The sequence below is a fragment of the Serratia proteamaculans genome, assembly GCF_013337185.1.
GTDB lineage: Bacteria > Pseudomonadota > Gammaproteobacteria > Enterobacterales > Enterobacteriaceae > Serratia > Serratia proteamaculans_D.
In genome coordinates, this window is record NZ_SWDE01000001.1 from 1,637,338 (window position 1) to 1,661,008 (window position 23,671).

17 protein-coding genes are annotated in these 23,671 nt (G+C 59.0%); 6 read left to right on the top strand and 11 right to left on the bottom strand.

Going from position 1 to position 23,671, the window contains the following annotated elements; translation table 11 throughout:
- Window positions 1–110: 110 nt before the first annotated feature.
- Genes FCL49_RS07645 through sseA form a run of 4 tightly spaced genes read left to right on the top strand, consistent with a single transcriptional unit; the run spans window position 111 to window position 7,379 of the window.
- Window positions 111–1,319 carry an SrfA family protein gene (locus FCL49_RS07645; protein ID WP_174353051.1) on the top strand — a complete coding sequence of 403 codons (1,209 nt, stop codon included), beginning with the start codon at window positions 111–113 and terminating at the stop codon, window positions 1,317–1,319.
- Window positions 1,319–4,264, top strand: coding sequence for a virulence factor SrfB (locus tag FCL49_RS07650; RefSeq protein WP_174353052.1), 2,946 nt, complete (start codon window positions 1,319–1,321; stop codon window positions 4,262–4,264). Before FCL49_RS07645 ends, FCL49_RS07650 begins: the two co-directional genes overlap by 1 nt.
- On the top strand, window positions 4,261–6,492 hold the full coding sequence (locus tag FCL49_RS07655) for a virulence factor SrfC family protein (RefSeq protein ID WP_174353053.1): 2,232 nt from the start codon (window positions 4,261–4,263) through the stop codon (window positions 6,490–6,492). The genes FCL49_RS07650 and FCL49_RS07655 overlap by 4 nt, the downstream gene beginning before the upstream one ends.
- Window positions 6,493–6,533: 41 nt before the next feature.
- On the top strand, window positions 6,534–7,379 hold the full coding sequence (gene sseA / locus FCL49_RS07660; protein WP_174353054.1) for a 3-mercaptopyruvate sulfurtransferase: 846 nt from the start codon (window positions 6,534–6,536) through the stop codon (window positions 7,377–7,379).
- On the opposite strand, the gene FCL49_RS07665 is transcribed toward sseA, so the two are convergent.
- Window positions 7,376–8,245: a LysR substrate-binding domain-containing protein gene (locus tag FCL49_RS07665; RefSeq protein WP_174353490.1), complete on the bottom strand. Its 870-nt coding sequence runs from the start codon at window positions 8,243–8,245 to the stop codon at window positions 7,376–7,378. The genes sseA and FCL49_RS07665 overlap by 4 nt on opposite strands.
- A 259-nt stretch (window positions 8,246–8,504) precedes the next feature.
- Between FCL49_RS07665 and FCL49_RS07670 the strand changes: the two genes are divergently transcribed.
- Window positions 8,505–9,722, top strand: a complete 1,218-nt coding sequence (locus FCL49_RS07670) for an FAD-dependent oxidoreductase (protein WP_174353055.1) — start codon at window positions 8,505–8,507, stop codon at window positions 9,720–9,722.
- Window positions 9,723–9,797: 75 nt separating this feature from the next.
- On the opposite strand, the gene FCL49_RS24665 is transcribed toward FCL49_RS07670, so the two are convergent.
- Window positions 9,798–10,574 (bottom strand): MbcA/ParS/Xre antitoxin family protein, encoded by a 777-nt coding sequence (locus FCL49_RS24665; RefSeq protein WP_254611007.1) that lies wholly within the window; start codon window positions 10,572–10,574, stop codon window positions 9,798–9,800.
- 131 nt (window positions 10,575–10,705) lie between these two features.
- Here FCL49_RS24665 and FCL49_RS07680 point away from each other — a divergent pair, with 131 nt between their 5' ends.
- Window positions 10,706–11,218, top strand: coding sequence for a GNAT family N-acetyltransferase (locus FCL49_RS07680; protein WP_174353056.1), 513 nt, complete (start codon window positions 10,706–10,708; stop codon window positions 11,216–11,218).
- 3 nt (window positions 11,219–11,221) lie between these two features.
- Here FCL49_RS07680 and acpA read toward each other — a convergent pair whose 3' ends face one another.
- The 9 genes from acpA to uca form a co-directional block, all read right to left on the bottom strand.
- On the bottom strand, window positions 11,222–12,928 hold the full coding sequence (gene acpA / locus FCL49_RS07685) for an acid phosphatase (RefSeq protein WP_174353057.1): 1,707 nt from the start codon (window positions 12,926–12,928) through the stop codon (window positions 11,222–11,224).
- Between the two features lie 170 nt (window positions 12,929–13,098).
- On the bottom strand, window positions 13,099–13,611 hold the full coding sequence (locus FCL49_RS07690) for a DUF2165 family protein (protein WP_174353058.1): 513 nt from the start codon (window positions 13,609–13,611) through the stop codon (window positions 13,099–13,101).
- A gap of 142 nt (window positions 13,612–13,753) precedes the next feature.
- Window positions 13,754–14,452 (bottom strand): urea ABC transporter ATP-binding subunit UrtE, encoded by a 699-nt coding sequence (gene urtE, locus FCL49_RS07695; RefSeq protein ID WP_174353059.1) that lies wholly within the window; start codon window positions 14,450–14,452, stop codon window positions 13,754–13,756.
- Between the two features lie 8 nt (window positions 14,453–14,460).
- Window positions 14,461–15,267 carry an urea ABC transporter ATP-binding protein UrtD gene (gene urtD / locus FCL49_RS07700; RefSeq protein WP_174353060.1) on the bottom strand — a complete coding sequence of 269 codons (807 nt, stop codon included), beginning with the start codon at window positions 15,265–15,267 and terminating at the stop codon, window positions 14,461–14,463.
- The gene (gene urtC / locus FCL49_RS07705) at window positions 15,264–16,340 is read right to left on the bottom strand and encodes an urea ABC transporter permease subunit UrtC (protein ID WP_174353061.1); all 1,077 of its coding nucleotides are present in this window, start codon (window positions 16,338–16,340) and stop codon (window positions 15,264–15,266) included. The genes urtD and urtC overlap by 4 nt, the downstream gene beginning before the upstream one ends.
- Window positions 16,340–17,920 (bottom strand): urea ABC transporter permease subunit UrtB, encoded by a 1,581-nt coding sequence (urtB, locus tag FCL49_RS07710; RefSeq protein WP_174353062.1) that lies wholly within the window; start codon window positions 17,918–17,920, stop codon window positions 16,340–16,342. Before urtB ends, urtC begins: the two co-directional genes overlap by 1 nt.
- Before the next feature lie 51 nt (window positions 17,921–17,971).
- Window positions 17,972–19,240 (bottom strand): urea ABC transporter substrate-binding protein, encoded by a 1,269-nt coding sequence (gene urtA, locus FCL49_RS07715; protein ID WP_174353063.1) that lies wholly within the window; start codon window positions 19,238–19,240, stop codon window positions 17,972–17,974.
- A 44-nt stretch (window positions 19,241–19,284) separates the two neighbouring features.
- The gene (locus tag FCL49_RS07720) at window positions 19,285–19,995 is read right to left on the bottom strand and encodes a GntR family transcriptional regulator (RefSeq protein WP_174353064.1); all 711 of its coding nucleotides are present in this window, start codon (window positions 19,993–19,995) and stop codon (window positions 19,285–19,287) included.
- Window positions 19,996–20,046: 51 nt separating this feature from the next.
- The gene (gene uca, locus FCL49_RS07725; RefSeq protein WP_174353065.1) at window positions 20,047–23,670 is read right to left on the bottom strand and encodes an urea carboxylase; all 3,624 of its coding nucleotides are present in this window, start codon (window positions 23,668–23,670) and stop codon (window positions 20,047–20,049) included.
- Between the last annotated feature and the right edge of the window lies 1 nt (window position 23,671).

Sequence of the window (23,671 nt, forward strand, 5' to 3'; positions counted from 1 at the left end):
AACCTCTTAAAGAACGGCATTTTACCCCTGTCCTTATCCGTTTGACCGTTCTGGTCACGGGTTACCATGGCCGATTATTTGTTTAGCCGAACAGGACAAGGTTTTTTGCCGTGGTGAAACCCTTTTTACGCAGTGGCAGTTTAGATGATGTGCTTGCATTGGGCGAAAATGGGCAACCGGTTTACGCCTGCGCACTGCAATTGCGAGAAACATTGCGCATTCGCCAACAGCAACCGGCCGCAGACTGCCTGGCTGTCCCGCAGCCGAACGAAACGGGTACCCGCATTGACTGGTATTCCCCCTTTCCGGGGAAAGTAACGTCCTGGCTGGCAGCGAGTGATGCCCAACGCACGCAGGCCGTGCAGTTGCTGGAACAAAGCCTGGCGACATTCCGTACTCTGGTCGCTCAGACACAGACCCACCCGCACCCCAGCCACCGTCTGTTTGGCGCATTGCTGGCCAAGGCCATGCAAATCCCTGACCCCAACCATGTTTATCTGGTCGATGGCAAACCGGTATTGACCTTCTGGGGCTTTATCAAGCCAGCGGCTCAGTGCCAGGACGACCCGCTGGCAAGCCTGCGCCCGGCCGAAGAAGAAAAACCGACGCCTATCGCTGCCGCGCCGCGCCCGGTGGTCATTCCCGCCGCCAAACCCGCACCAGAACCGGTGGTTACGCCGCCTGCTGCAACTACGCCGGTGCAAGCACGTCGCCAATGGCGCCGTTATGGCTGGATGCTGCCTGTGATGATGCTGATTGCCCTGCTGTTTGGCTGGCTGAGCCGCCCAAGCGCCCCACTTGCAGAGCCTGTTGTCGCACCGCCAGCGGTACCGTCGCAACGCGCTATCGTACCCGCATTCAAACTGCATCTGCCCTTAGCACCGGCGACGCTGATGCCACCCGCCCCGCTCCCCGTTGTCATGCCGCCGGCGGACAAGCATGCGCTGGTGTTGCCCAGCGATTCGGTCAAAGTCGGTTCAGTGCGTTTTCTGAACGGTAAATGGCGAGCCACTGTGGCACTCAAAGATCTGCCCACCGGTAAACGTCCCAGCCTGCAATATCGCATCAAAGAGGGGAAAGGTACTGCAAGCATTACTTACGGTGATGCCATCACCTGCCGGGTACCGATTGAGGCCGGGCTGATGCAGTCCGGCAATCTGGTAATTAACAGCCGCACCAAAGCACGCTGTAGCGACGGCAGCCGCTACCAAATGCCGGAAATTACCTGTACGCAAAATGAAACCGGCCCGGCGGCCTGCGTCGGTCGCTACGATGCCCAAACGGTCTATCCCATGATGTTAAAGCGCGAGAGTAAATAATGCTGGCCCCTCTTACTGATTACCCACGCAGCATGACGCTGATTCAGGATAGCGGCATTCAATTTTTGGACTTCGCCCTGACGCCGGTTCTGGATGATGAGTTTCCGGGCAAGTTTGTCCGCCAGACGGCCAGTGGCCCGCTACTGCGCCTGCAATGGGATGCCGACAGTGGCAAATACCTGTTGCCCGCCCAACCGGGACAGAGCGCTGAAGTGGTTCGCCCGGAGTTCAGCCATTCTCTGCAGCAATCGCTGCAACTGCTGGATAAAACCTGGCTGCCGCTACCTTTCTTTCGTTGTACTTCATCAGGGGTGTTTTTGTCCGGGCCGGATAACTGGGCCCGCATGCAGACGCGGTTACTCGATAGCCCCGACCAGGACGGCAACCTGCTGCGGGTGGTCCTGGCCTTTGATACCCGGCTCGCCGCCGCAGGCCAGGAAGCACTAGCCCCAGGCGAAAGCGACATCAACACCGGGATCGGCTTCTCGCTGGGCCATCAAAACCATGAGCTGGGCGAGTTTCTTGACCTGACCTGGGTAGACAGTTGGCTGCGCGAAGTCTTTAGCCAATCCGCGAGCAGCCAGGAACTACGCAGCGAATCAGAAATAAACGCCGGGCTGAAAACCTTCGAATATCAGGCGCACTACCTCAATCTGTTGAACCTGCTTGGCAGCCAATTAACGCTGCCGCAGATAAAAATCATCGGGGAGACGCCGCAACAGCCCGCGATCAACGTAGATCTGATTTTGGATGTCGGCAATTCGCACACCTGCGGGGTGCTGGTCGAAGATCATCCGCAAGAAAATAATGGCCTGAAACAGACCAATGAACTGCAGTTACGTTCGCTGTCTGCACCGCATTGCGTTTACAACGAGTTGTTTGAAAGCCGGGTGGAGTTTGCCCAGGCGTCATTTGGCAAACCTCACCTTTCATACCAAAGCGGGCGCGATGATGCCTTTGTCTGGCCTTCGATCCTCCGCGTGGGCCGGGAAGCCGCGCAACTGGCCCAGCGGCGGGAAGGTACCGAAGGCACCACCGGCATTTCCAGCCCACGCCGTTACCTGTGGGACGAAGAACGCTATGCGCCCGGCTGGCGTTTTAACAGCCAACAAGAACCAATGGCTGCCGCCGCGCCGTTAAGCTCACTGATCAACGACGAAGGTGTTCCACTGTCTGCGCTGCCGGTAGATGAGCGGTTGCCGGTTTTTGCCGCCCACTATAGCCGCAGCTCGGTCATGGCCCTGATGCTGACCGAGCTGCTGGCGCAGGCACTGATGCAAATCAACAGCGCCGCCCAACGAATCAAAATGCCGAACACCGCGGCCCCTCGGCGTTTGCGTACCATCATCCTGACATTGCCTTCGGCGATGCCCAAGCCGGAGCGTGAAATTTTCCGCCGCCGCATGCAAGAGGCGATTGGCCTGCTATGGAAAGCCATGGGTTGGCACCCGCTGGATGCCCCGTTCAGCGCTGAGCAAGCCCGTATGCCGGTGCCAGTGGTGCATATGGAATGGGACGAAGCCACCTGCGGCCAGATGGTTTATCTGTATAACGAAACTCAGGTCAATTTTGCCGGCCGCACCGACGCCTTTTTCGCCGCCATGGCCCGGCCGGACCGACCGCCAGTGCCGGGAGAACAACCGGGAAAATCACTGCGTATCGCCTCTATCGATATCGGCGGCGGCACTACCGATCTGGCGATTACCCAATACCGGCTGGATGATGGCGTGGGCAACAACATCAAAATCAATCCGCGCCTGTTGTTCCGTGAAGGATTCAAGCTCGCCGGCGACGACATTTTGCTGGATGTGATTGGGCAATTTATCTTGCCCGCCGTACAGCAGGCGTTTGAACAGGCCGGGGCCAGCGCTGCAGCGGCGATAATGGACAAGCTGTTTGGCAACCAGGGGCGTATGGATGGGTTCTCCACCCTGCGCCAGCAGGCCACGCTGCAGATTTTCATACCCGCCGGGCGCGCGCTGCTGAGTGCCTATGAAGATTACGATCCGCTGGACAGCCACGCGGAAATCGCCGCCACTCTGGGCGAACTATTGCCACAGATGCCCACCCTGCAGGTGCTGGCATTTATCAATGACGAGGTTCAGCGCGGATCCGGCAACGCCGCCTTCGACATTCTGCAGACCCCGCTGGTGATCCGGCTGGGGGCCGTGCATGCCGCTTTCCTGTCTGACCGAATCGGCATCAGCCACTGCCTGCGCCTGCTGTGCGAGGTTGTAGCCTTGTATAGCTGCGATGTGCTGTTAATCACCGGCCGTCCGGCGTGTTTCCCCGGCGTTCAGGCGCTGTTGCGACACCTGCAACCCTTGCCCGCCAGCCGAATTTTGCCGCTTGAGGGTTATCACACCCGCAGTTGGTATCCGTTTAACCAAGGCGGGCGCATCGATAATCCCAAATCAACCGCCGCCGTGGGTGCCATGCTGTGCCTGTTGGCTATCGACCTGCGGCTGGAGAGTTTTTACTTTAACGTCGGCGACTTCCAACCCTATTCCACCATTCGTCATCTGGGCATGCTGGACAGCAATAACATGCTGGCCGACGATAATGTCTATTATCGCGATATCGATCTGGACTGCGCAGACTTTGCGCTGGATCCCGACAGCTATTTCCAGCTACGTGGCCCGCTGCGTCTGGGATTCCGTCAATTGGATAACCCACGCTGGCCGGCATCGCCGCTCTACGCCCTGACCATTACCGATGCCGCTCTGGCGCGCAAACTGGCTGGCGATGCGGTCATCAGCCTGCGTTTGGCCATCACCGGCAATGATCGGCAGGGAGCCGAAGGCGTCAGCATTGCCGAAGCCCGCCTGGCCGACGGCACGCCGGTGCCCGCAGACAGCCTGCAACTAAAACTCAATACCCTGGCAGCCAGCGCCTCTGGCGCAACCCATTATTGGATTGACAGCGGGAGCATTTATCAGCGATGAAACCTATCACCTCCGGCCGGCACGAGCCGATAAGCAGCCTTGGAAACAGCATTGCACAGGCGATTGACTGGGTGGCCGCTACCCGGCAGCAGTCCACCCGGCTGAACCGGGAGGCCGATAACCTGACTGTCCGTCTGCGCCGCAGCTACAACCGGGCCAGGCAGTTGGACAGCGCCATGCATCAGCCCCTGACCATCGGCCTCTATGGTCATAACGCCGCGGCCAAGGCCCACTTGTTGGCGGCACTGGCGCCCGGTGCCAGGCTATTGACCGAAGATGCCACGCTGGCGGTACGCTACCGCTGTGGTGACGCCCAAAATCCGCCGTCTTACCCTGTTGCCGTTTCCCTGCTGGATGAGGCGCAGTTGGTTGCCATGTTGATTGGCAGCGCCTTGATGGGCGGTTTTCGACCGGATTGGGATGCCCGTGCCATGGCCGCACATCTGCAGGCACTGGAGCGTCTCCGCCAGCCGATGGCTATCGGCGGGCTGGACAGCAACGCCATGGTAGCGCTGTGGGACAACCTTCGTCTTCAGGGCGGCAAATGGCAAACGCCGCTGGCAAGACACTTCTGGCCACATGCCATCTCACTGGCACCCTATTTGAACGTTGACGACCGCGCCGGGCTGTTCGCACCGCTTTGGGGCGAGGAGCCAGCACTGACAACCTGTTATCGCCAGTTGGCGCATGCCCTGCACGCCCTGGGCCACTGCGAGCGCCTGTATGCCCCCCGCCAGGTATTGAGCCAGGATGAGGGGATTGTGCATGCCCAGACAATCCCTGCATCGGCCGGAGAAAGGCTGACCGTGCTGACGGAGCATGGCGTCGAGGTAGCGATCGCGTTGGCTGACCTGGCGTGGTTGGCGGCCTCGGTCACTACAACCTTGCCAGCGAGAGGAAATGTCGGGTTACCGAACAGTATCGAACTGCTGGACCTGCCGGCCGGCGCCCCATGCCCGGGCGCTGGGCTGATACAGCGCATGCAGCAGACAAAACGCGCCAACCTGCTGGCTCTCGCTGCCGATGGCCTGCACGCCAGTCTGCTGCTGGTGAGCGATGCTGCCCTTACGCCACAAGATGCCGGCCGTACGGGCAACGCGCTGGCCTACTGGGTCAGACAAACCCAGGGGGAAACCGCGGAGCTACGCAGCCGCCGCAAACCGGGTTTAATCTGGGCAGTCACCGCGTTCGACTCGCGTCAGGAAGGGAAATCCCGCCCCGACGACGCCGTTCAACGCTATGTCGGTGAACCGGGCGAAAGTTGGGCCACCCTGCTGGCGATGGATGAAAGCGACTGCCAGCGCATGGTGACCTGGCTGGCGGCACAGGCGCGTCCGACCTTGAAACAGGAGCGCATTCTTGAACAACAGCAGGAACTGCAACGCGAGCTGACGGAAAGCCTGCTCGGCAACTGGCTGCACGCAGCGGATACGCCGTTAACGCAGCAGCGCGCCCAGCAGTTACTGCGCAAATTGCAGGCACAGGCAGGGATCCACGGCGAACTGCTCGAGTGGCTGCTGCCGCAGTGCGATACCCTGCGCCAACTGTATAGCCAGCAACAGCATAACTTGCCCGCACCGGTGGCCGGTGGCCCAACGTTCGAGGTTGAGATCGATCTGTTTGACGAGGAAGATATGGCCTGTGTGGCGCCCATCGGGCAAGACGGTGATTCGTTTGCCCAACGGGTGTTTGCCGATTGGATAAATCATCTGCGCAGCCTGCCGGACAATAGCCAACTGCTGGCCTTGTTGGGCATCGGCAAGCAGCATCTGGAGATACTGGTCGACGCGTTAATCACCGCCGCCTGCCGATTGGAAATTGCCGAATCTTTGGAACGTGCCTTGTCTGCCGGGGCGCAACCTGAACAAGCTGAGGACAGACAGGTCAGCCAGGCGTTAGCGATATTGAGTGATTTCGTCACCTGGCTGGGCTTCCAGCAGCGCGAGGCGAAGTTACGCCCCGCCAGCCGAATCAATCACGGCCAACCCATCTTTACCCCTCCACCGCAGCCCGCCGTGGACTGGAGTAGCCAACACCGGTTAACCAAACTGGCCCCCACCCCGGCGAGAAACACCGCGTTTTATATCTACGACTGGTTAGTTGGCCTGCAGACGCTGTTGGCGGAGAACGTGGCAACTGCGGCGGAAGACACAATCGATGAAGCTGCACATCAAGCGTTGGCCGCCATTGTCGCCCCGCTTAACGCTGAGGCAACGCCAATGATTTAAGGTATAGTGAAAAACCGTTTTCACCACAGGCGAACAAAACGATGAACTCTCCGTTTCTGGTTACTCCGCAATGGCTTGCGCAGCATATCAACGATGAAAACCTGGTAGTGGTTGATGTCAGGATGTCCCCGGTCGGCCTGGTGCCGAAAAAAGACATGCTCGCCGAATTTGAACGCGGCCATATCCCCGGCGCGGTGTATTTTGACATCGATGACGTCGCGGATAAAAACACCACATTGCCGCATATGCTGCCGACAGCAGAGGAATTCAGCGCGGCAGTGGGGAAATTGGGCATCAGCGAACAACAGACCATCGTGTTTTATGACGAAGGCAATCAGTTCTCGGCCCCGCGCGGTTGGTGGACCTTCCGCAACTTTGGCGCTCAGCAGGTTTATGTGCTGGACGAAGGTCTGAACGGCTGGACAGCACTGGGCCAACCGCTGGCTACCGGTGCGGCTCAGCGCACGCCGCAAACCTTCAACGCCCACTTTAATGCGGATGCGGTAGTCAATATGCAGCAGGTGGAACAGGCGCTGAACAGCGAAGTGCAAATCCTTGATGCGCGCGCCGCACCGCGTTTTTACGCCGAAGCACCAGAACCGCGTCCCGGTCTGCACCGCGGTCATATTCCCGGCAGTATCAATATTCCTTACGGCGAACTGCTGGAAAACGGCCGTTTCAAATCGCTGGCAGCACTGAAGCAAACCTTCGGCGACAAGGGCGTGAGTCTCGACGGGCCGATCATCACCAGCTGCGGCTCCGGCGTCACGGCAGCGGTGCTGGCTTTCGGCCTGCTGTCACTCGGCGCACCGCAGGTGAAACTGTATGACGGTGCCTGGAGCGAATGGGGTGCGTTAAGCGGCAAACAGCCGATCGAGCAGGACTAGCTGTTGATCCTATCGGCGACGATCTGCGCCAAACGCTGGATCGCCGCTGACGGGTTTTCTTCGGCACGGTGCAGCACCACGCCTAGCTGATTTAGCGGCGGCAACACGTCAGGTGGCAAAAGGGACAGTCCCGCTGGCAGCCCGGCGTCGGTGCGCACCGTCACCCCTAATCCGGCGCTGACCGCAGCCCATACGCCGTTCAGGCTGCGACTGGTAAAGGCGATACGCCAGGTAATACCGGCACGATCCAGCGCCTGAGTCGCGGCACTGCGCATCAGACAAGGGGCGTCAAACATCACCAGCGGCAGCGGCTCATCTCCCTGGCTCCATGGCGCGATTTCAAAATGGGGTGAGGCGATCCAGTGCATCTGCCGCTGACCCAATGTCTGATAAAACGGCGTGCTGATACCGCCGTCCCACGCCAGTGACAAATCCAGTTGCCCTTTCAACACCCACTCGAGCAGTTCGGTATTGCGGGCGATACGTGCTTCGATACGCACTCGCGGATGCGCTCGGGCAAAACTGCCCAAGACCTGCGGTAAAAAGGTTTCCCCAAAGTCTTCCTGCAAACCCAGCCTGACAGTGCCGTGCAGGTCCAGCCCGCGCACCGCAACGGCAGCCTCATCATTGAGCTCCAGCAAACGGCGAGCATAGCCCAGCAGTGTTTCGCCGGCTTCGGTCATTACCATACCGCGTCCGGACTTACGCAGGATCGGGCTGCCAACCTGCTGCTCCAGCTTTTTCAGATGCGCGCTGACCGCCGAGGTAGATCGCCCCAGCCGTTCCGCCGCTTTTGCAAAACTGCCCAGCTCAATACCTGTCACGTAGCTGCGCAAATCGTCGAGATCAAAGGTGACTCGCCCCATACCCACCATCCCGTTTTTAAGAACCATCAGTCAAAATAATGCCGATATTACTAACAAAGATGGCGTGTCATGCTCAGCCGGTCAATAACTTTCAGGAGCATTGCTCTGCTTGCCAAACAGCCGGCTTTACCACGTCCTCCCCCTTTGACCACACAGCACTGCGGGTTGACAGCCAGACTTGATATTGATATTGATAATCATTATCAATATTGAGTTTCAATCAGGATCTGCAGGATGCGGATCCCAGGAGTCACCCGCAATGTCACAGTCACCGACCGCACCTTACGCCACTACTTGCTGCATTGTTGGCGGTGGCCCCGCCGGGCTGATGCTCGGCTATCTGCTGGCTAGGGCGGGCATAGACGTGATGGTGCTGGAAAAGCACGCCGATTTCCTGCGCGACTTTCGCGGCGACACCATTCATCCTTCAACGTTGGAAATCATGCATCAGCTTGGCCTGCTGGAGGAACTGCTGGCACTGCCGCACCAGTGCGCAGAAACGCTGCATGCCGAGATCGCCGGGCGTGACATTACGCTTGCCGACTTCACCCACCTGCCGACGCGCTGCAAATTTATCGCCTTTATGCCGCAGTGGGAGTTTCTCAACTTTCTGGCAGAAAAAGCCGCCGTCTTTCCTGAATTCACCCTGATAAAATCGGCGCAGGTACACCAGTTGCTATACGATCGTGGCCAGGTCTGCGGAGTGCTGGCAGAGACGCCGGAAGGCCCTGTTCGCGTACGCTGCCAATTGGTGATAGGTACTGATGGACGCAACTCGGTAGTGCGCGAACAGGCAATGCTCAGCAGCCGCTGTTTCGGCTCACCGCGTGACGTATTGTGGATGAAGATCGCTAAAAAACCCGGCGATCCGGCCTGGTCGATGGGACACACCGGGCCAAAACAAAACTTCATTATGATCGACCGGGGTGAATACTGGCAGTGCGGTTATTCAGTCGACAAGGGCAGCTTCGAGGCGCTCCAACGGGAGGGGCTGGAGAAGTTTTTGCTGCAGATCGCCACGATCGCCCCCTTCCAGGACCATCGCCTGCAGGATATCGTAAGTTGGGATCAGGTGAAATTATTAAGCATTCGTATCGATCGACTGGATCAGTGGGCCAAACCGGGCGTGCTGTGCATTGGCGATGCCGCACACGCCATGTCGCCGATTGGCGGTGTCGGGGTGAATCTGGCGATTCAGGACGCGGTCGCCACCGCCAACGTGATTATTCCTCCGCTGCGTAGCCAGTGTTTGCAGCTCAAGCACCTGCTGCGCGTGCAACGCCGCCGCAGTTTTCCCACCAAAGCCACCCAGTTCCTGCAAATTAAAATGAGCCAACGCAGGCCGAAAAAACGTCAAGGTAGCGGCGGATCCCGTCTGATGGCTCGGGTTGGCAACAGCCGTTGGCTGCCACGTTTATTTGGCCGGATTATCGGGCTGGGGTTCCGGCGAGAAACGCCGAAGCATCTTGCAGATTGAGGGCTTGCTGCGGTCAAAAATACGTAATGGGCACAATCGATAGATTAATCATCTTCCAGCAGGGTAATGCCCATTTTATCCATGCTGCGCTCCCGCCTTTTGTATAAGAGCGGCATGTAACACCGCAGCAGGATCTTGCTTCATCAGATCTTTGGGTTTTTTACCCTCCAGCCAGCTATTGGCCGTGCCCATCCAGCTCGCTATCGACCAGGCACTGGTGCTGTCACCAAAAACGGTCAATATGTCTTTGAGGATTTTTAGCGGCTGGTAAGCCTCATCCAGTGCGTAGGCCGGATAGCGGTCGTGCCACTCAACGTTGATCGCAAAAATCTTTCCGCGTTGCTTCCAACCGTTTGGGCCTGCGCTACGGTTGCGATTTTTAAAACCTGCCCGGTCAGAGAGTTCGGCAGATGTCAGCCAGTTGGCATCTGCCAGAAGGTACTGGCGAAGGTCCTGCTTCCTTTCTTCATTGCTGGCCTGAAACTCGGGAAAACCGGCAAAGATACTGGCGGCAGGCATAGCTTTTTCGCTATCGACATCCACTCGGGCCGCCGGTATCTTCCCTGTCGCAGACTTGGTGACCATATCCCAGGCAATCTCCAGCATCTGAATCGCCGCATTGGGATCGACTGCAGGATCATTGATCATGTCGGTAAGCTTTTTCCTCAGTGCGCTATTGCCGGCGTCATTGTTGCGATCCGAATCGGTGGTATGAGCATCGGGATCAATTTCAATCACCAAAAATCGCGCCGAATGCTTACTTGGCTTAAGATGCTGTAGCTGATCGGCAGTAAGCATTTGCATAACGGTACGATGTCCCTGACGACGATGGGTTTGCTGTTTGAGTGTCATACTTTCCCCGGCATGCAGATATTGCGTATATTGAGTATATCTCGTATGCACTGGGTTGTCTAAATTCTCACCAGTGGCGGCATTTCCCTTTCAGCTTGTCCGCCGTTTCTCATTATTTCCAAGAGGTCCCTATGTTCAGTATCCGCCAGGCTTTGAGCGGTGATTTAGCGCAGGTTCGTGATGTGGGTATGCGCACCTACCAGGCCCATTTTGGCAAACTTTGGCACCATAAAGAGGAGTTGGACGCTTTTCTGGCGCAAGACTTTGCTGTTGAAGCTCTACAGAAGACGCTGCAGGACGCGGATGTTTGCTGGCTATTGGGGTATGAAGGCGACAACCTGGTGGGTTATGCGCGGCTGAATTTCAACAGCCTGCTGGCACCGACTCAAACAATCGGTGCCGAACTGCAGAAAATCTATTTCCTGCCGGAATATGCAGGCCGGGGTTACGGCCAGCACTTTTTTGAACAGGTGCAGCTTCGGGCGCTCGAACGTAAGCAAAAAACGTTGTGGCTGGAAGTGTTGCAGCGCAATACCAGCGCCCAGCGTTTTTACCAACGCCAGGGGCTGAGTATTTGCGGTGAAACCTGCTACACCAGCGCCCAGGGTTCCATCGGCATCTGGTATATGTCAAAGCCGCTGTAACCCCTAGCCCGGAAACTCCAGCGCGCCGGTCAGATCCCCTAGCGGTTTTTGGCTGCGCGCCGCCATCGCTTTATCGCGCTCCGTTAGCCCGTCCAGCGGTGGCAGATCAAACACCCGACTGATTAATCGCAGGATCGAGCCGGTATCGTACACCTCATGATCGACGTAACCTTTGCGGGCAAAAGATGAAACCACCAATGCCGGGATACGCGAACCAGGGCCCCAACGATCGCCCTGAGGCGGGGCCACATGATCCCACCAGCCGCCGTTCTCATCAAAGGTAATCACCACCACGCTATTTTCCCACTGGGGGCCATTGCGCAGACTGTTGATGATATGGGCAATATGGCGATCGCCGGCCTCTACATCGGAATAACCGGCGTGCATATTGAGGTTGCCCTGCGGTTTGTAGAATGCCACCGGCGGTAAAGTCCCCGCTTCGACCGCGGCCAGAAATTTATTGCTACCGGTTGAATCGCCAATACCGCCGTCACGCAAATGCGCCTCACGCGCCTGCGGGTTACCCGGCCCGAGATTCTCGAAATAGTTGAACGGTTGATGGTGATACTGAAAATCTGGCGCACCAGGGAAATCGCCCTGATCCTTGCGGTTGTCTAGCGCGTACTGCCAACCCCCGGCATACCACGCCCAGTCGATCCCTTTCTGGCTCAGTAAATCGCCAATATGCTGATGCTTCTGTGGTGGCATAACGTTGGGCATGGTGGCGTCCGCCAGCGTCGGGTCTTTCTCATCCTGAGTCCACGACGGCCAGTACGGTGGTGCCATAGTGTTGACCGCATAGCCATCCGGCGTCAGCAGGCTCTTGCCAAACAGCGGGATACCGAACGAGGCGCTAACCGGCGAGTCGCCCAACGGCTTCAGGCGCGAGTCCGTCACGTCATCGCTTTCCAGCAGGGCAATGCCGTCTTTGGCGATGGAGTTTTGTACCTCGGGGTAAAACGGCGGGCGGGCGCAGATCAGATACTGGTGATTCAGGAAGGAACCGCCAAACGCCCCCTGGAAAAAGTTATCGCAGAGCGTAAATTCTTGCGCCAACGTCCACAACCGCAGGTTGTAAGCACCGTCACCGTAATACCCCATGGTCAAAGCACCGGAGTCGGCCCAGGCGACAAACTTGTCGTTTTTGCCGCCGTTGATCTGCATTTGATTCTGGTAGAACACATGCCATAGGTCGCGGGTGACCACGCCATGCGGCAGGTTCTCGCCCTGTGGCCCGGTCAACACAAACGGCTGATTGGGCAATTGATTGGTGAACACCGCGTCTTCACCAATTTGATAGTTAACGTGCCCAACCTCCTGTGCCTTTGGCACCAGGCCTTTCCAGATCGGCGGCAGCGAGTCCAGCAGACTGCCGTCGCGATCGCGCTGCTGGTATTCCTCGGGTTTGAGCGCCGAAAGCGGTTTTTCTACCCCAGGGAAATTGGCAAACAGGTTATTGAAGCTGCGATTTTCGGCGTAGATCACCACCACATTTTTCACATGACGCCGCAACAGCGGGTTTTGTGCACTGGCTGGCACAGCGCTCAGCAAGACTTTCTTGTTACCCTCAGCCGCGGCCCTGGCCAACGGCGCAATGGAGGCACCTACCCCTAACGCCGTAGCGCCAGCCAGAAAACGCCGACGTGCCGGGTTGCTCGGCTGCTGTTCCTCCGCCGGTAACGGCAGATCCTTATTCGGTTTATCGCTCATAGGCATTCCCTCGAAAATAATTAACCTGTTGATTTATTATTAATTTATTTAAGGATCATTATGCTATGGCAAAATTATGAACGAAATGTGACACCCGTCGGCAGGTTAGCATTTGGCAACACTTTCGCGAATTTCGCCGCAGTTTTATTAAAATCCTGCGGCTTTATCGGTTAGCGAGCGTCGCGTTGCAGCATCAAAAATATCAGCGCCAGCGTATTGGGCACCATATACAGCATCGCGCCCAGCTGCACCGCCAGCGGATTATCCTTGGCCTGCCAGGCCATAAACCAGTCGCCTGCTACTACCATAAAGCCGAGGCCCCACACCGCGATCGCACAGAGCGCGCCCAGCATGGCCCAGGCTTTTCCCCTGGCAAAAGCCGCGTAAGAATGGCCCAGATGTTTCAGCATCAGCACCACGCCAAAAGCAGCGGTGATGCCGGCCACAGACTCCAGCAAAGTGATCATCGCCAGCCCGACCCGCCCGGCCCATTCAACGCTGATAGCCCGCCACATTAATCCAGGAACCTGATAGGTATCCTGCATGGCCAGCAACGGGGCCACGGCATGTTGGGCAGTCCCGGAAAAATCGGCGGTATTGTTCAGCAAGCTGAATATTCCCCAAAGAGCCGGGAACAGTGACAGGACGATGCAGCCCAGACGTGACATAGTGATTTCGGTCATGATTATCCCTAATTTATGGTGATGTATAACCCGGAGTTCCTTGTATTGCTGCAGTTTAACTCGGGATAGCTAAACGGCGACTACCGTTCCACCCAACAAAGTGTTCTGAGAATCATTGCCCTTTCACTGCCAGCCTTGAACCTTAAATCGCCACCAGCCCACGAACGCCGTCTTGCTCCATCGCGCTGCCGGCACCGCGCTGGACAATGCTGCCGCGCGACATCACCAGATAGCGGTCCGCCAGCTCGGCGGCAAAATCATAAAACTGCTCCACCAGCAGGATGGCCATATCCCCCTGGGCCGCCAACTGTTTGATCACCGCGCCGATCTCTTTGATCACCGAAGGCTGGATCCCCTCCGTCGGCTCATCCAGGATCAATAACTGCGGTCGGCAGGCCAGCGCACGCCCAATCGCCAACTGTTGCTGTTGGCCACCGGAGAGATCGCCGCCGCGTCGATCTTTCATCTGCAACAGCACCGGGAACAGTTCATAGATCTGATCCGGAACCTTGCGCGCCTGGCTACCGGAAAAACGTGCCAGCCCCATCAGCAGATTTTCTTCCACCGTCAGGCGGCCAAAGATCTCACGCCCCTGCGGCACATAGGCGACGCCTGCCTGTACCCGCTGGTGCGGTTTTCTGCCGTTGAGGCTTTCGCCCTGCCAACTGATGCTACCGCTCTTGGCTGGGATCAGCCCCATCAGGCACTTCAACAGCGTGGTTTTCCCCACGCCGTTGCGCCCCAGCAGGCAGGTCACTTCGCCGATATGAGCTTCAAACGACAGGCCGCGCAAAATGTGACTGCCGCCGTAATATTGATTCAGTTCACTCACTTGCAACATAACGACTCCTAACGCCCAAGATACACGTCGATCACCTGCTCGTTGGCCTGTACCTGCGCCAATGAGCCTTCCGCCAGCACCTGGCCCTGATGCAGCACCGTGACGTGGTCGGCAATGGTTTCGACAAACCCCATGTCGTGCTCCACCACCATCAGCGAATGCTTGCCCGCCAGCGAGCGGAACAGTTCGGCGGTGTACTCGGTTTCCGCATCTGTCATGCCGGCCGCCGGTTCATCGAGCAGCAGCAGATGCGGTTCCTGCACCAATAACATGCCTATCTCGAGAAACTGTTTTTGCCCGTGAGACAGCAACCCGGCGGGACGATAGCGTTCATGGCCCAGCCGCAGGGTTTTCAGCATTTCATCAATGCGGTCGCGCTGTTCGCTGCTCAGTTTGGCACGCAGGCAGGCCCATACCGACTTCTGGGTTTTCTGGGCGATCTCCAGATTTTCGAACACCGTCAACGCCTCAAACACCGTCGGCTTTTGGAACTTGCGACCGATACCGGCCTGGGCGATCTGCATCGGATCCAGCGCGGTCAGATCGACAGTTTGATCGTAAAACACCCTGCCGCTGTCCGGCCGGGTCTTACCGGTGATCACATCCATCAGCGTGGTTTTCCCCGCGCCGTTGGGGCCGATCACACAGCGCAGTTCACCCACGCCGATCTGCAGCGAAAGATCGCTCAACGCCCGAAAACCGTCAAAGCTGACGTTGATCTTGTCGAGCAGCAGTACCGGATCGGTTTGCTGGCGGTATTTATCGGCCGGCAGCGGCTGGGTGAACAGCTCTTCGGTCATTTGCAGCGAATTCATTGTGATTTTCCTCTGCGCAGCAGGCCGATAACCCCTTTCGGCAGGAACAGCGTGACGATGATAAACATCAGGCCGAGGAAGAACTGCCAGTATTCCGGAATGGCCATGGTAAACCAGCTTTTGGCACCGTTGACGATACCGGCCCCCAGCAGCGGCCCCACCAGCGTGCCGCGTCCGCCGAGCGCCACCCAAATGGCGGCTTCGATCGAGTTGGTCGGGGACATTTCGCCGGGGTTGATAATGCCTACCTGCGGCACATACAGCGCCCCGGCCAGCCCGCACAGCACCGCCGACAGCGTCCAGACAAACAGTTTGAAGCCCTTCGGATCGTAGCCGCAGAACGTCAGGCGGTTTTCCGCATCGCGCACCGCCGTCAGCACCCGGCCGAATTTGCTGCGTGCCAGCGCAAAGCCGATTGCCAGACTGGCGGCCAGCAGCAGTACCGTGGTCAGGAACAGCGCCACCCGCGTGCCGGTGGCGGTGATCGGGAAGCCCAGCAAGGTCGTAAATCCGGTAAAGCCATTGTTGCCGCCAAAGCCGGTTTCGTTACGGAAAAACAGCAGCATACCGGCGTAGGTCAGCGCCTGGGTCATGATGGAGAAATACACCCCTTTGATTTTTGAGCGGAAGGCGAAATAACCGAAGATAAAGGCCAGCACGCCGGGCACCAGCACAATCAGGCACAGCGCCCAGGCGAAATACTGGGTACCGCTCCAAAACCACGGCAATTCATTCCACGAAAGAAACGACATAAATGCCGGCAGACCATCGCCCGCCGCCTGGCGCATCAGATACATGCCCATGGCATAGCCGCCAAGGGCGAAAAACAGCCCATGCCCCAGCGACAGCAGCCCGGCGTAACCCCACACCAGATCAAGCGCCACCGCCACCACCGCATAACACAAGATTTTACCCACCAGCGTCAGGGTGTAAGTGGAGATCGCCAGCGGATGCTCTGCCGGCAGCAGCGCCAAAAACGGCATGATCAGCAGCGTAAGCAACGCCAGCCCGCCGATGCCCAGCGCCAGCCGGGGCGCCTTCTGCAGGCCGGTTACAGTCAATGGTTGGCTCATCAGTCGATCACCCTGCCCTTGAAGGCGAACAGTCCCTGAGGACGTTTTTGAATAAACAGCACGATCAGCGCCAGGATCAGGATTTTGCCCAATACAGCACCTATCTGCGGTTCAAGAATTTTATTGAGAATACCGAGGCCAAAGGCCGCCACCACGGTCCCGGCCAACTGGCCGACGCCACCGAGCACCACCACCAGGAACGAGTCGATGATATAACCCTGACCCAGCTCCGGCCCGACGTTGCCCAGCTGCGACAGCGCCACTCCGCCCAGCCCGGCAATGCCGGAACCCAGGCCGAACGCCAGCATATCGACGCGGCCGGTGGGGACGCCGCAGCAGGCGGCCATAGCGCGGTTTTGCGTCACGGCGCGCACGTTCATACCCAGGCGGGTTTTATTTAGCAGCAACCAGGTGAGTACCAACACCAGCACTACGAACAGGATCACCGCGATACGGTTCCACGGCAGCACCAGATTGGGCAGTAACTGAATGCCGCCTGACAGCCAGGCCGGGTTGGCGACCTCCACGTTTTGCGCGCCAAATAACACCCGAACCAATTGGATCAGCACCAGACTGATACCCCAGGTCGCCAGCAGGGTTTCCAGCGGCCGCCCATACAGATGGCGGATCACCGTGCGCTCCAGCGCCATGCCAATGCAGGCGGTGATGGTGAACGCCACCGGCAACGCCACCAGCGGATACAACGCCAGCCACTGCGGCGCAAACTGCTGAAACAATCCCTGCACCAGATAGGCCGAGTAGGCACCGAGCATCAGCATTTCGCCGTGCGCCATGTTGATCACCCCCAGCAGGCCGTAGGTGATCGCCAGTCCGAGCGCCGCCAACAGTAAGATCGAGCCGAGCGACAGGCCGGTAAACGCCTGGCCAATCAGGTCGCCAATCATCAGCCGGTGTTTGACGCTGGCCAGGCTTTTCAGCGCTTCGGCGCGCACGGCAGCGTCCGGTTCATGGGCGGCATCGGTCAATGCCTGCAATCGCGTCTGGGTTTCCGCTGCCCCCGAACTGCCGAGCAACCGCACCGCATTGAGGCGCACTTTGGCATCGGCGTCGGTCAGTTGCAGATTGGCCAGCGCGATGCTCAGCGCCTCATGCACCCGGCTGTCTTTTTCCTGCGCCAGGCGTTGGGTCAACAGCGGTAATTGATCGTTTTGCGCCTCCTGCTGCAGGGCCTGCGCCGCCTGTAAACGCAGCGCCGGATCTTCACTGACCAGCCGGTGGGCCGACAGCGCGTTGGCAATCAGGATCCGCAGCCGGTTATTCAGCCACAGCTTCTTTGGCGTACCGACCGGGGCAGCACTGCCTTCCAGCGGCTGGTAACGATCGCCCTGCTGGATAAAGGCATGTTTGGCCTCGTCGATCACCACGCTTTCCTGCTTTAACGCCTGCAGTAACGGCAAGCGCGTAGCATCCGGCGCAGTCGCCCACGCCTGCAATAATTTGGCCTGCTGCGTACGGTTGGCCGCAGCAAAGTCATCGGCCGGCCCCGCCTGCGCGAACATGGGCAGGCAGCACAGCAGCCAAAGCCAGCGTCGGAAATGAAAGAAAAATGGGAGTTGCATCGGCAGCCTCTTCTGTAAGGGCCGGGCATGCCCGGCCCATGGATTGCGGTGTTACTTACCGCCTTTTACCGGGCTTTCCGACTTTTTGTCGTTGCCGGCAATGTACGGGCTCCACGGCTGGGCGCGTACCGGAGCATCGGTTTGCCACACCACGTTGAACTGGCCGTTGCCTTCAATTTCGCCAATCATCACCGGTTTGTGCAGATGGTGGTTGGTGGCATCCATGGTTAGGGTAAAGCCCGACGGTGCGGCAAAGGTCTGCCCGGCCATCGCCGCGCGCACCTTGTCAACGTCCGTGGTACCGGCCTTCTCGACCGCCTGCGCCCACATATGGATGCCGACATAGGTGGCTTCCATCGGGTCATTGGTCACTGCGGTGGCGTAGTTCGGCAGGTTGTGCGCCTTGGCATAGGCCCGCCATTCGCTGACGAACTGCTTGTTGGTCGGGTTATCCACCGATTCGAAGTAGTTCCAGGCCGCCAGGTTACCCACCAGCGGTTTGGTGTCGATGCCGCGCAGCTCTTCTTCTCCTACCGAGAAGGCGATCACCGGCACATCGGTGGCCTTGATGCCCTGATTGGCCAGCTCTTTGTAGAACGGCACGTTGGAGTCACCGTTGATGGTGGAGATCACCGCCGTTTTGCCACCGGCGGAGAATTTCTTGATGTTGGCGACAATGGTCTGGTAGTCGCTGTAGCCAAACGGCGTATAGACCTCTTCGATGTCTTTATCCTGAATGCCTTTCGAGTGCAGGAAAGCACGCAAGATCTTGTTGGTGGTACGCGGGTAAACGTAGTCGGTGCCCAGCAGGAAGAAGCGTTTCGCCGATCCGCCGTCTTCGCTCAGCAGGTATTCCACCGCCGGGATCGCCTGCTGATTAGGCGCCGCACCGGTATAGAACACATTGGGCGACATCTCTTCCCCTTCGTACTGCACCGGGTAGAACAGCAAGCCGTTCAGTTCTTCAAACACCGGCAACACGGATTTACGCGATACCGAAGTCCAGCAGCCAAACACCGCCGCCACCTTGTCCTGGCTCAGCAACTGACGCGCCTTTTCGGCGAACAGCGGCCAGTTGGAGGCCGGGTCCACCACCACCGGCTCGAGTTTTTTACCCAATACGCCACCCTTGGCGTTGATGTCATCAATGGTCATCAGCGCCACGTCTTTAAGCGGCGTTTCAGAAATAGCCATGGTGCCGGACAGTGAACTCAGGATGCCGACCTTGATGGTATCGGCGGCCTGCACGCCCCAGGCCATGCCCATGCCGATCATGGTGGCGGACAGCGCGAAAGCTTTTATAAAGTGACGACGTTGCATATTTCAAACTCCTGATGTGTGTTGGAAAACAGGTTCAGAAAAACTCACGTGAGACTGTCTGGTGGCTGAAGCCGCGCTTGATGCAACATATGCAGGGTTATTTTTCTGACCTCAGCCTTACTGACGGCGATATGGTTACTGAGTAGCGTTTGCGCCTCCCCGGTTTGCTGTTGCAGGATCGCCCGCAAAATGGCGGCGTGTTCGTTATAGGTCGCCTCTACCCGGCTGCCCTGGGTAAAGTCCAGCCGACGAATAATGCGAATTTTCTCGGTCAGCTCGCGATGAATGCGTGCCATTTCACCGTTGCCCGCCGCCGCCACCAGCGCCATATGGAACTGTTCGTCGTGCAGCGAGACGGTTTTGCCGTCTTCCAGCCGTGGCTCGTCGATCCAGAAACTGCCGAGCGCCTCCAGTTGCAACGGCACTTCATCCATTGGCCGCGCGCACAGCCGTTTAACCGCCTCACACTCCAGTACGATGCGCAGGTCATACAGCTCCTCGAAGTAGGCAAAATCGAACGGCCGTACCTGCCAACCACTGCGAAAATGCACTTCGACGTAGCCCTCGCGCTCCAGCCAAAACAGTGCCTGACGCACCGGCGTACGGCTGACGTCCATGCGCAGCGCCACTTCGTTTTCGCTAAAGCGATCGCCCGGCAGCAGTTGAAAATCAAAAATGTCGTCCTTAAGCTGCAGATAGATACGCTCCGCCAGCCCCTCCGGCCGCGCCTTGCTGCGGTTATTGGTGATTTGCATCGCATTCCTCTCTGCGGGCGCAGCCTGCCGCGCCCAGACAATTAAACAGGGTTAACTGGCGTGCTCCAGCCACAGCAGGGCGTCACCCGGCCCGACAGGCCGCCCCTGCTGACAACTGATGCGCTTGATGATCCCGGCGCGCGGCGCGGTGACCGCCAGCTCCATTTTCATTGCCTCGACCACGATCAACGGCTGGCCGGCTTCGACCTGCTGCCCCGGCTCCACCAGAATTTTCCACACGCTGCCGTTCAGGTCGGCGCTGACCAGATAGCCATCAACCTCTTCTTCATCATCCTGTGGCGGCAGCAACTGGGCCTCTGCATCGCCCTCTTCTTCCTGCCAGCGCGTCACCTCATGGCTGAACGCCTGCTGCTGGCGCTGCTGGAAGGCGCTGATGTCTTCGGCGTTGTCCGCCAGGAAACGACTGTATTGGGCAAAATCAAACTCGCTGTCCTCAATGCGGACCTGCGCGCGCCCTTCGCGGAACGCCTCGCGCTGCTCATCCAGCTCCTGTTCGCTGACCGGATAGAAACGCACCTGATCAAAGAAGTGCAGCAGCCAGGGCTCACCGGCGCTGAACTGCGGGTTCTTGAGGAATTTGTTCCAGATAGGTAATGTGCGCCCGACCAACTGGTAGCCCCCCGGTGAGTCCATGCCATAGATGCACATGTACATGCCACCGATGCCGACCGTGCCTTCTGCGGTATGGGTGCGGGCCGGGTTATATTTGGAACTGAGTAGCCGGTGACGCGGGTCAATCGGCACCGCGCAGGGTGCGCCGAGGTAAACATCGCCCAGCCCGAGGATCAGGTAGCTGGCATCAAAGATGATGTCGCGCACCTGCTCACGCGTGCTGAGCCCGTTGATACGTTGAATAAAATCGACGTTGTTCGGCAACCAGGGTGCGGACGAACGCACCGTCTGTTGATAGCGTTCCACCGCCCCCAGGGTGGCGGAGTCTTCAAACGCCATCGGCAGGTAAACCGTGCGCGTCGGCACCTTCAGTTGGCTGACATCGCCCAGCGCCTGTTCACGCGCCAGCAGGCGCGCCAATAAATCGGCCTGGCTCAGAACGCGGCTGTCGTAGCGGATCTGCAGCGATCGCACGCCGGGTGCCAATTCTTCGACGCCGGGGATCGCGTCCTGCCTGAGCGACTGCATCAGCAGATGAATGCGTAACCGCAGCGCCAGATCGAGCACGTTGTCGCCATACTCCAGCAAGATGTAGCCGTCACCGGCCTGGCGATAGACTACCGCCGGGCGGCTGTCGGTCGCCGGCAGTGCCGCCAGGATAGCGGCAGACACCGTGGCACCCGGCATCAGATCCGGTGCCGGCAAGGTGATGGCCTTCACCGCCGCCAGCGCTTCGATGCTGCCAAGCTGCGCCTGTTCCAGCGATTGCGCCTGTTTGAAGCCGATCGGATGGAAGCGAATGCGATCGCCCGGTTTCACCTGACCGACCTTCCACAGCTCGGCCCTGGCGATAGTCACCGGGCAGACAAAGCCACCCAGGCTCGGCCCGTCGCGGGTGAGGATCACCGGGAAATCGCCGGTGAAGTTAATCGCACCGATGGCGTATTCACAGTCGTGTACGTTGGACGGATGCAGCCCGGCCTCTCCGCCGTCCTGCCGTGCCCACTCCGGCTTTGGCCCGGACAGGCGTACACCCAACCGGTTGGAGTTGTAATGCACCTGCCATTCGGCGGCGAAGAAACTGTCGATCGACTCCGGGGTAAAGAAGTCCGGTGCGCCGTGCGGCCCATACAGCACGCCGATGTTCCACAGGTTGCCGTACTCTGGGATCAGGCTTTCATCCATTGCCTGCGGCGCGGCAACCGGTGCCGGCGTGGTGGTAGCGGCCAACGCCGGTTGCGACACCGCCAGCATATCCGCCACCCGCAGAGTACGCCCGGCGTGACCGCCAAACTGCCCCAGGGCAAAGGTCGAACGGCTACCCAGATACACCGGCACATCAAAACCGTTTCGCACCGCCAGATAGCTACGGCACCCGTGCCGGGCGCGGCCCATCGTCAGTGTCTGCCCAGCCCGAACCGCTATCGGTTGCCAATATGCCAGCGCTTCGCCATCCAAATCCGCCGGGCAGTCCGCACCGGTTAACGCAATAATGGCGTCGCAATGAAAACGCAGGGTCGGCCCCTGCAGGGTAAACTCCAGCCCGGCGGCGCTGGGGTGGTTGCCGACAATGCGGTTGGCCAGCCGGAAAGCGAAGTCGTCCATCGGCCCGGACGGCGGCACGCCGATATCCCAATAACCGACACGGCCCGGGTAATCCTGCACGCTGCTGTAAGTGCCCGGTTGCAGCACTTCGATACTGCTGGGTTGGAAGTGGAAGCTGTCCAGCATGCGGGTCCAGACGCTGCCGGTCTGGAACTCCGTGGTGGCAATCACCTGCCGCAGGTAATCGAGATTCGTCGCGATGCCGTGCAGCCGAGTCGCATCCAGCGCCTGGCGCATTTTCTCCAGCGCCTGTTGGCGATCCTCACCGTGGACTATCAGCTTGGCGATCATCGGGTCGTAAAATGCCGACACTTCACTGCCGGTGGCGACCCAACCGTCCACCCGCACCCCATCCGGGAAATGCACCTCGGTCAATACGCCCGGGCTGGGCTGGAAGTTCTTCAGCGGATCTTCGGCATAAATACGCACCTCAATCGACGCTCCCTGCGGCGGGCGTTGCAGCGCCGCCCAGTCCAGCGCGTCCCCCGCCGCCACCTGCAACATGCATTCGATCAAGTCCAGCCCGGTAACCATCTCGGTCACAGGATGCTCCACCTGCAGGCGAGTATTGACCTCGAGGAAATAAAACTCGTCGCGCGCGTCGTCGTAGATAAATTCCACGGTACCGGCGCTGCGATAATTAACCGACGCCCCCAGTGCTACCGCCGCCTGATGCAGCGCCTGACGGGTAGCCGCAGGCAGGTTGGGTGCCGGGGTCTCTTCCACCACTTTTTGGTTGCGACGTTGCAATGAGCAGTCACGCTCGCCGAGCGCCACCACCCAGCCCTGACCGTCGCCAAAGATCTGCACTTCGACATGACGCGCCTGATCGACAAAGCGCTCGATAAAGGCCCCAGAGTCGCGGAAAAACTGCTCACCCAGCCGTTTCACGCTGTCGTAGGCATCGCGCAGTGCGGCTTCGTCATCGCAGCGCGTCAGGCCGATACCGCCACCCCCGGCGGTGCTTTTCAACATCACCGGGTAGCCAATCTGTCTGGCGGCGTTGACCGCCTGTTCAACGCTGTCCAGCAGGCCGGTACCCGGCGTCATCGGCACCTGCGCCAGTGCCGCCAGCTCACGCGCCCGGTGTTTCAGGCCGAACTCGCGAATTTGTGCCGCCGTCGGGCCGATAAAAGCGATGCCTGCTGCTTCGCAGGCATCGGCAAACTCAGCGCTCTCGGAAAGGAAGCCGTAACCGGGATAGATCGCCTGTGCACCGGTTTCTGCCGCCGCCGCCAGGATCTTGTCGATACACAGGTAGCTGTCGCCGGCCTTTTCACCGCCCAGCGCCACCGCCAAATCGGCTTCGGTGACGTGCGGTGCATTGCGATCGGCGTCGGAATAAACCGCTACGCTGGTCACCCCCAGGCGTTTCAGGGTGCGGATGGCGCGGCAGGCAATTTCGCCACGGTTGGCAATGAGTACGGTAGAAAACATG

Bases quoted from the DNA above. Each gene is read 5' to 3' on its own strand.
- FCL49_RS07650 (WP_174353052.1), top strand. From the start codon at position 1,319: ATGCTGGCCCCTCTTACTGATTACCCACGCAGCATGACGCTGATTCAG.
- FCL49_RS07655 (WP_174353053.1), top strand. From the start codon at position 4,261: ATGAAACCTATCACCTCCGGCCGGCACGAGCCGATAAGCAGCCTTGGA.
- sseA (WP_174353054.1), top strand. From the start codon at position 6,534: ATGAACTCTCCGTTTCTGGTTACTCCGCAATGGCTTGCGCAGCATATC.
- FCL49_RS07665 (WP_174353490.1), bottom strand. From the start codon at position 8,245: ATGGGGCGAGTCACCTTTGATCTCGACGATTTGCGCAGCTACGTGACA.
- FCL49_RS07670 (WP_174353055.1), top strand. From the start codon at position 8,505: ATGTCACAGTCACCGACCGCACCTTACGCCACTACTTGCTGCATTGTT.
- FCL49_RS24665 (WP_254611007.1), bottom strand. From the start codon at position 10,574: ATGACACTCAAACAGCAAACCCATCGTCGTCAGGGACATCGTACCGTT.
- FCL49_RS07680 (WP_174353056.1), top strand. From the start codon at position 10,706: ATGTTCAGTATCCGCCAGGCTTTGAGCGGTGATTTAGCGCAGGTTCGT.
- acpA (WP_174353057.1), bottom strand. From the start codon at position 12,928: ATGAGCGATAAACCGAATAAGGATCTGCCGTTACCGGCGGAGGAACAG.
- FCL49_RS07690 (WP_174353058.1), bottom strand. From the start codon at position 13,611: ATGACCGAAATCACTATGTCACGTCTGGGCTGCATCGTCCTGTCACTG.
- urtE (WP_174353059.1), bottom strand. From the start codon at position 14,452: ATGTTGCAAGTGAGTGAACTGAATCAATATTACGGCGGCAGTCACATT.
- urtD (WP_174353060.1), bottom strand. From the start codon at position 15,267: ATGAATTCGCTGCAAATGACCGAAGAGCTGTTCACCCAGCCGCTGCCG.
- urtC (WP_174353061.1), bottom strand. From the start codon at position 16,340: ATGAGCCAACCATTGACTGTAACCGGCCTGCAGAAGGCGCCCCGGCTG.
- urtB (WP_174353062.1), bottom strand. From the start codon at position 17,920: ATGCAACTCCCATTTTTCTTTCATTTCCGACGCTGGCTTTGGCTGCTG.
- urtA (WP_174353063.1), bottom strand. From the start codon at position 19,240: ATGCAACGTCGTCACTTTATAAAAGCTTTCGCGCTGTCCGCCACCATG.
- FCL49_RS07720 (WP_174353064.1), bottom strand. From the start codon at position 19,995: ATGCAAATCACCAATAACCGCAGCAAGGCGCGGCCGGAGGGGCTGGCG.
- uca (WP_174353065.1), bottom strand. From the start codon at position 23,670: ATGTTTTCTACCGTACTCATTGCCAACCGTGGCGAAATTGCCTGCCGC.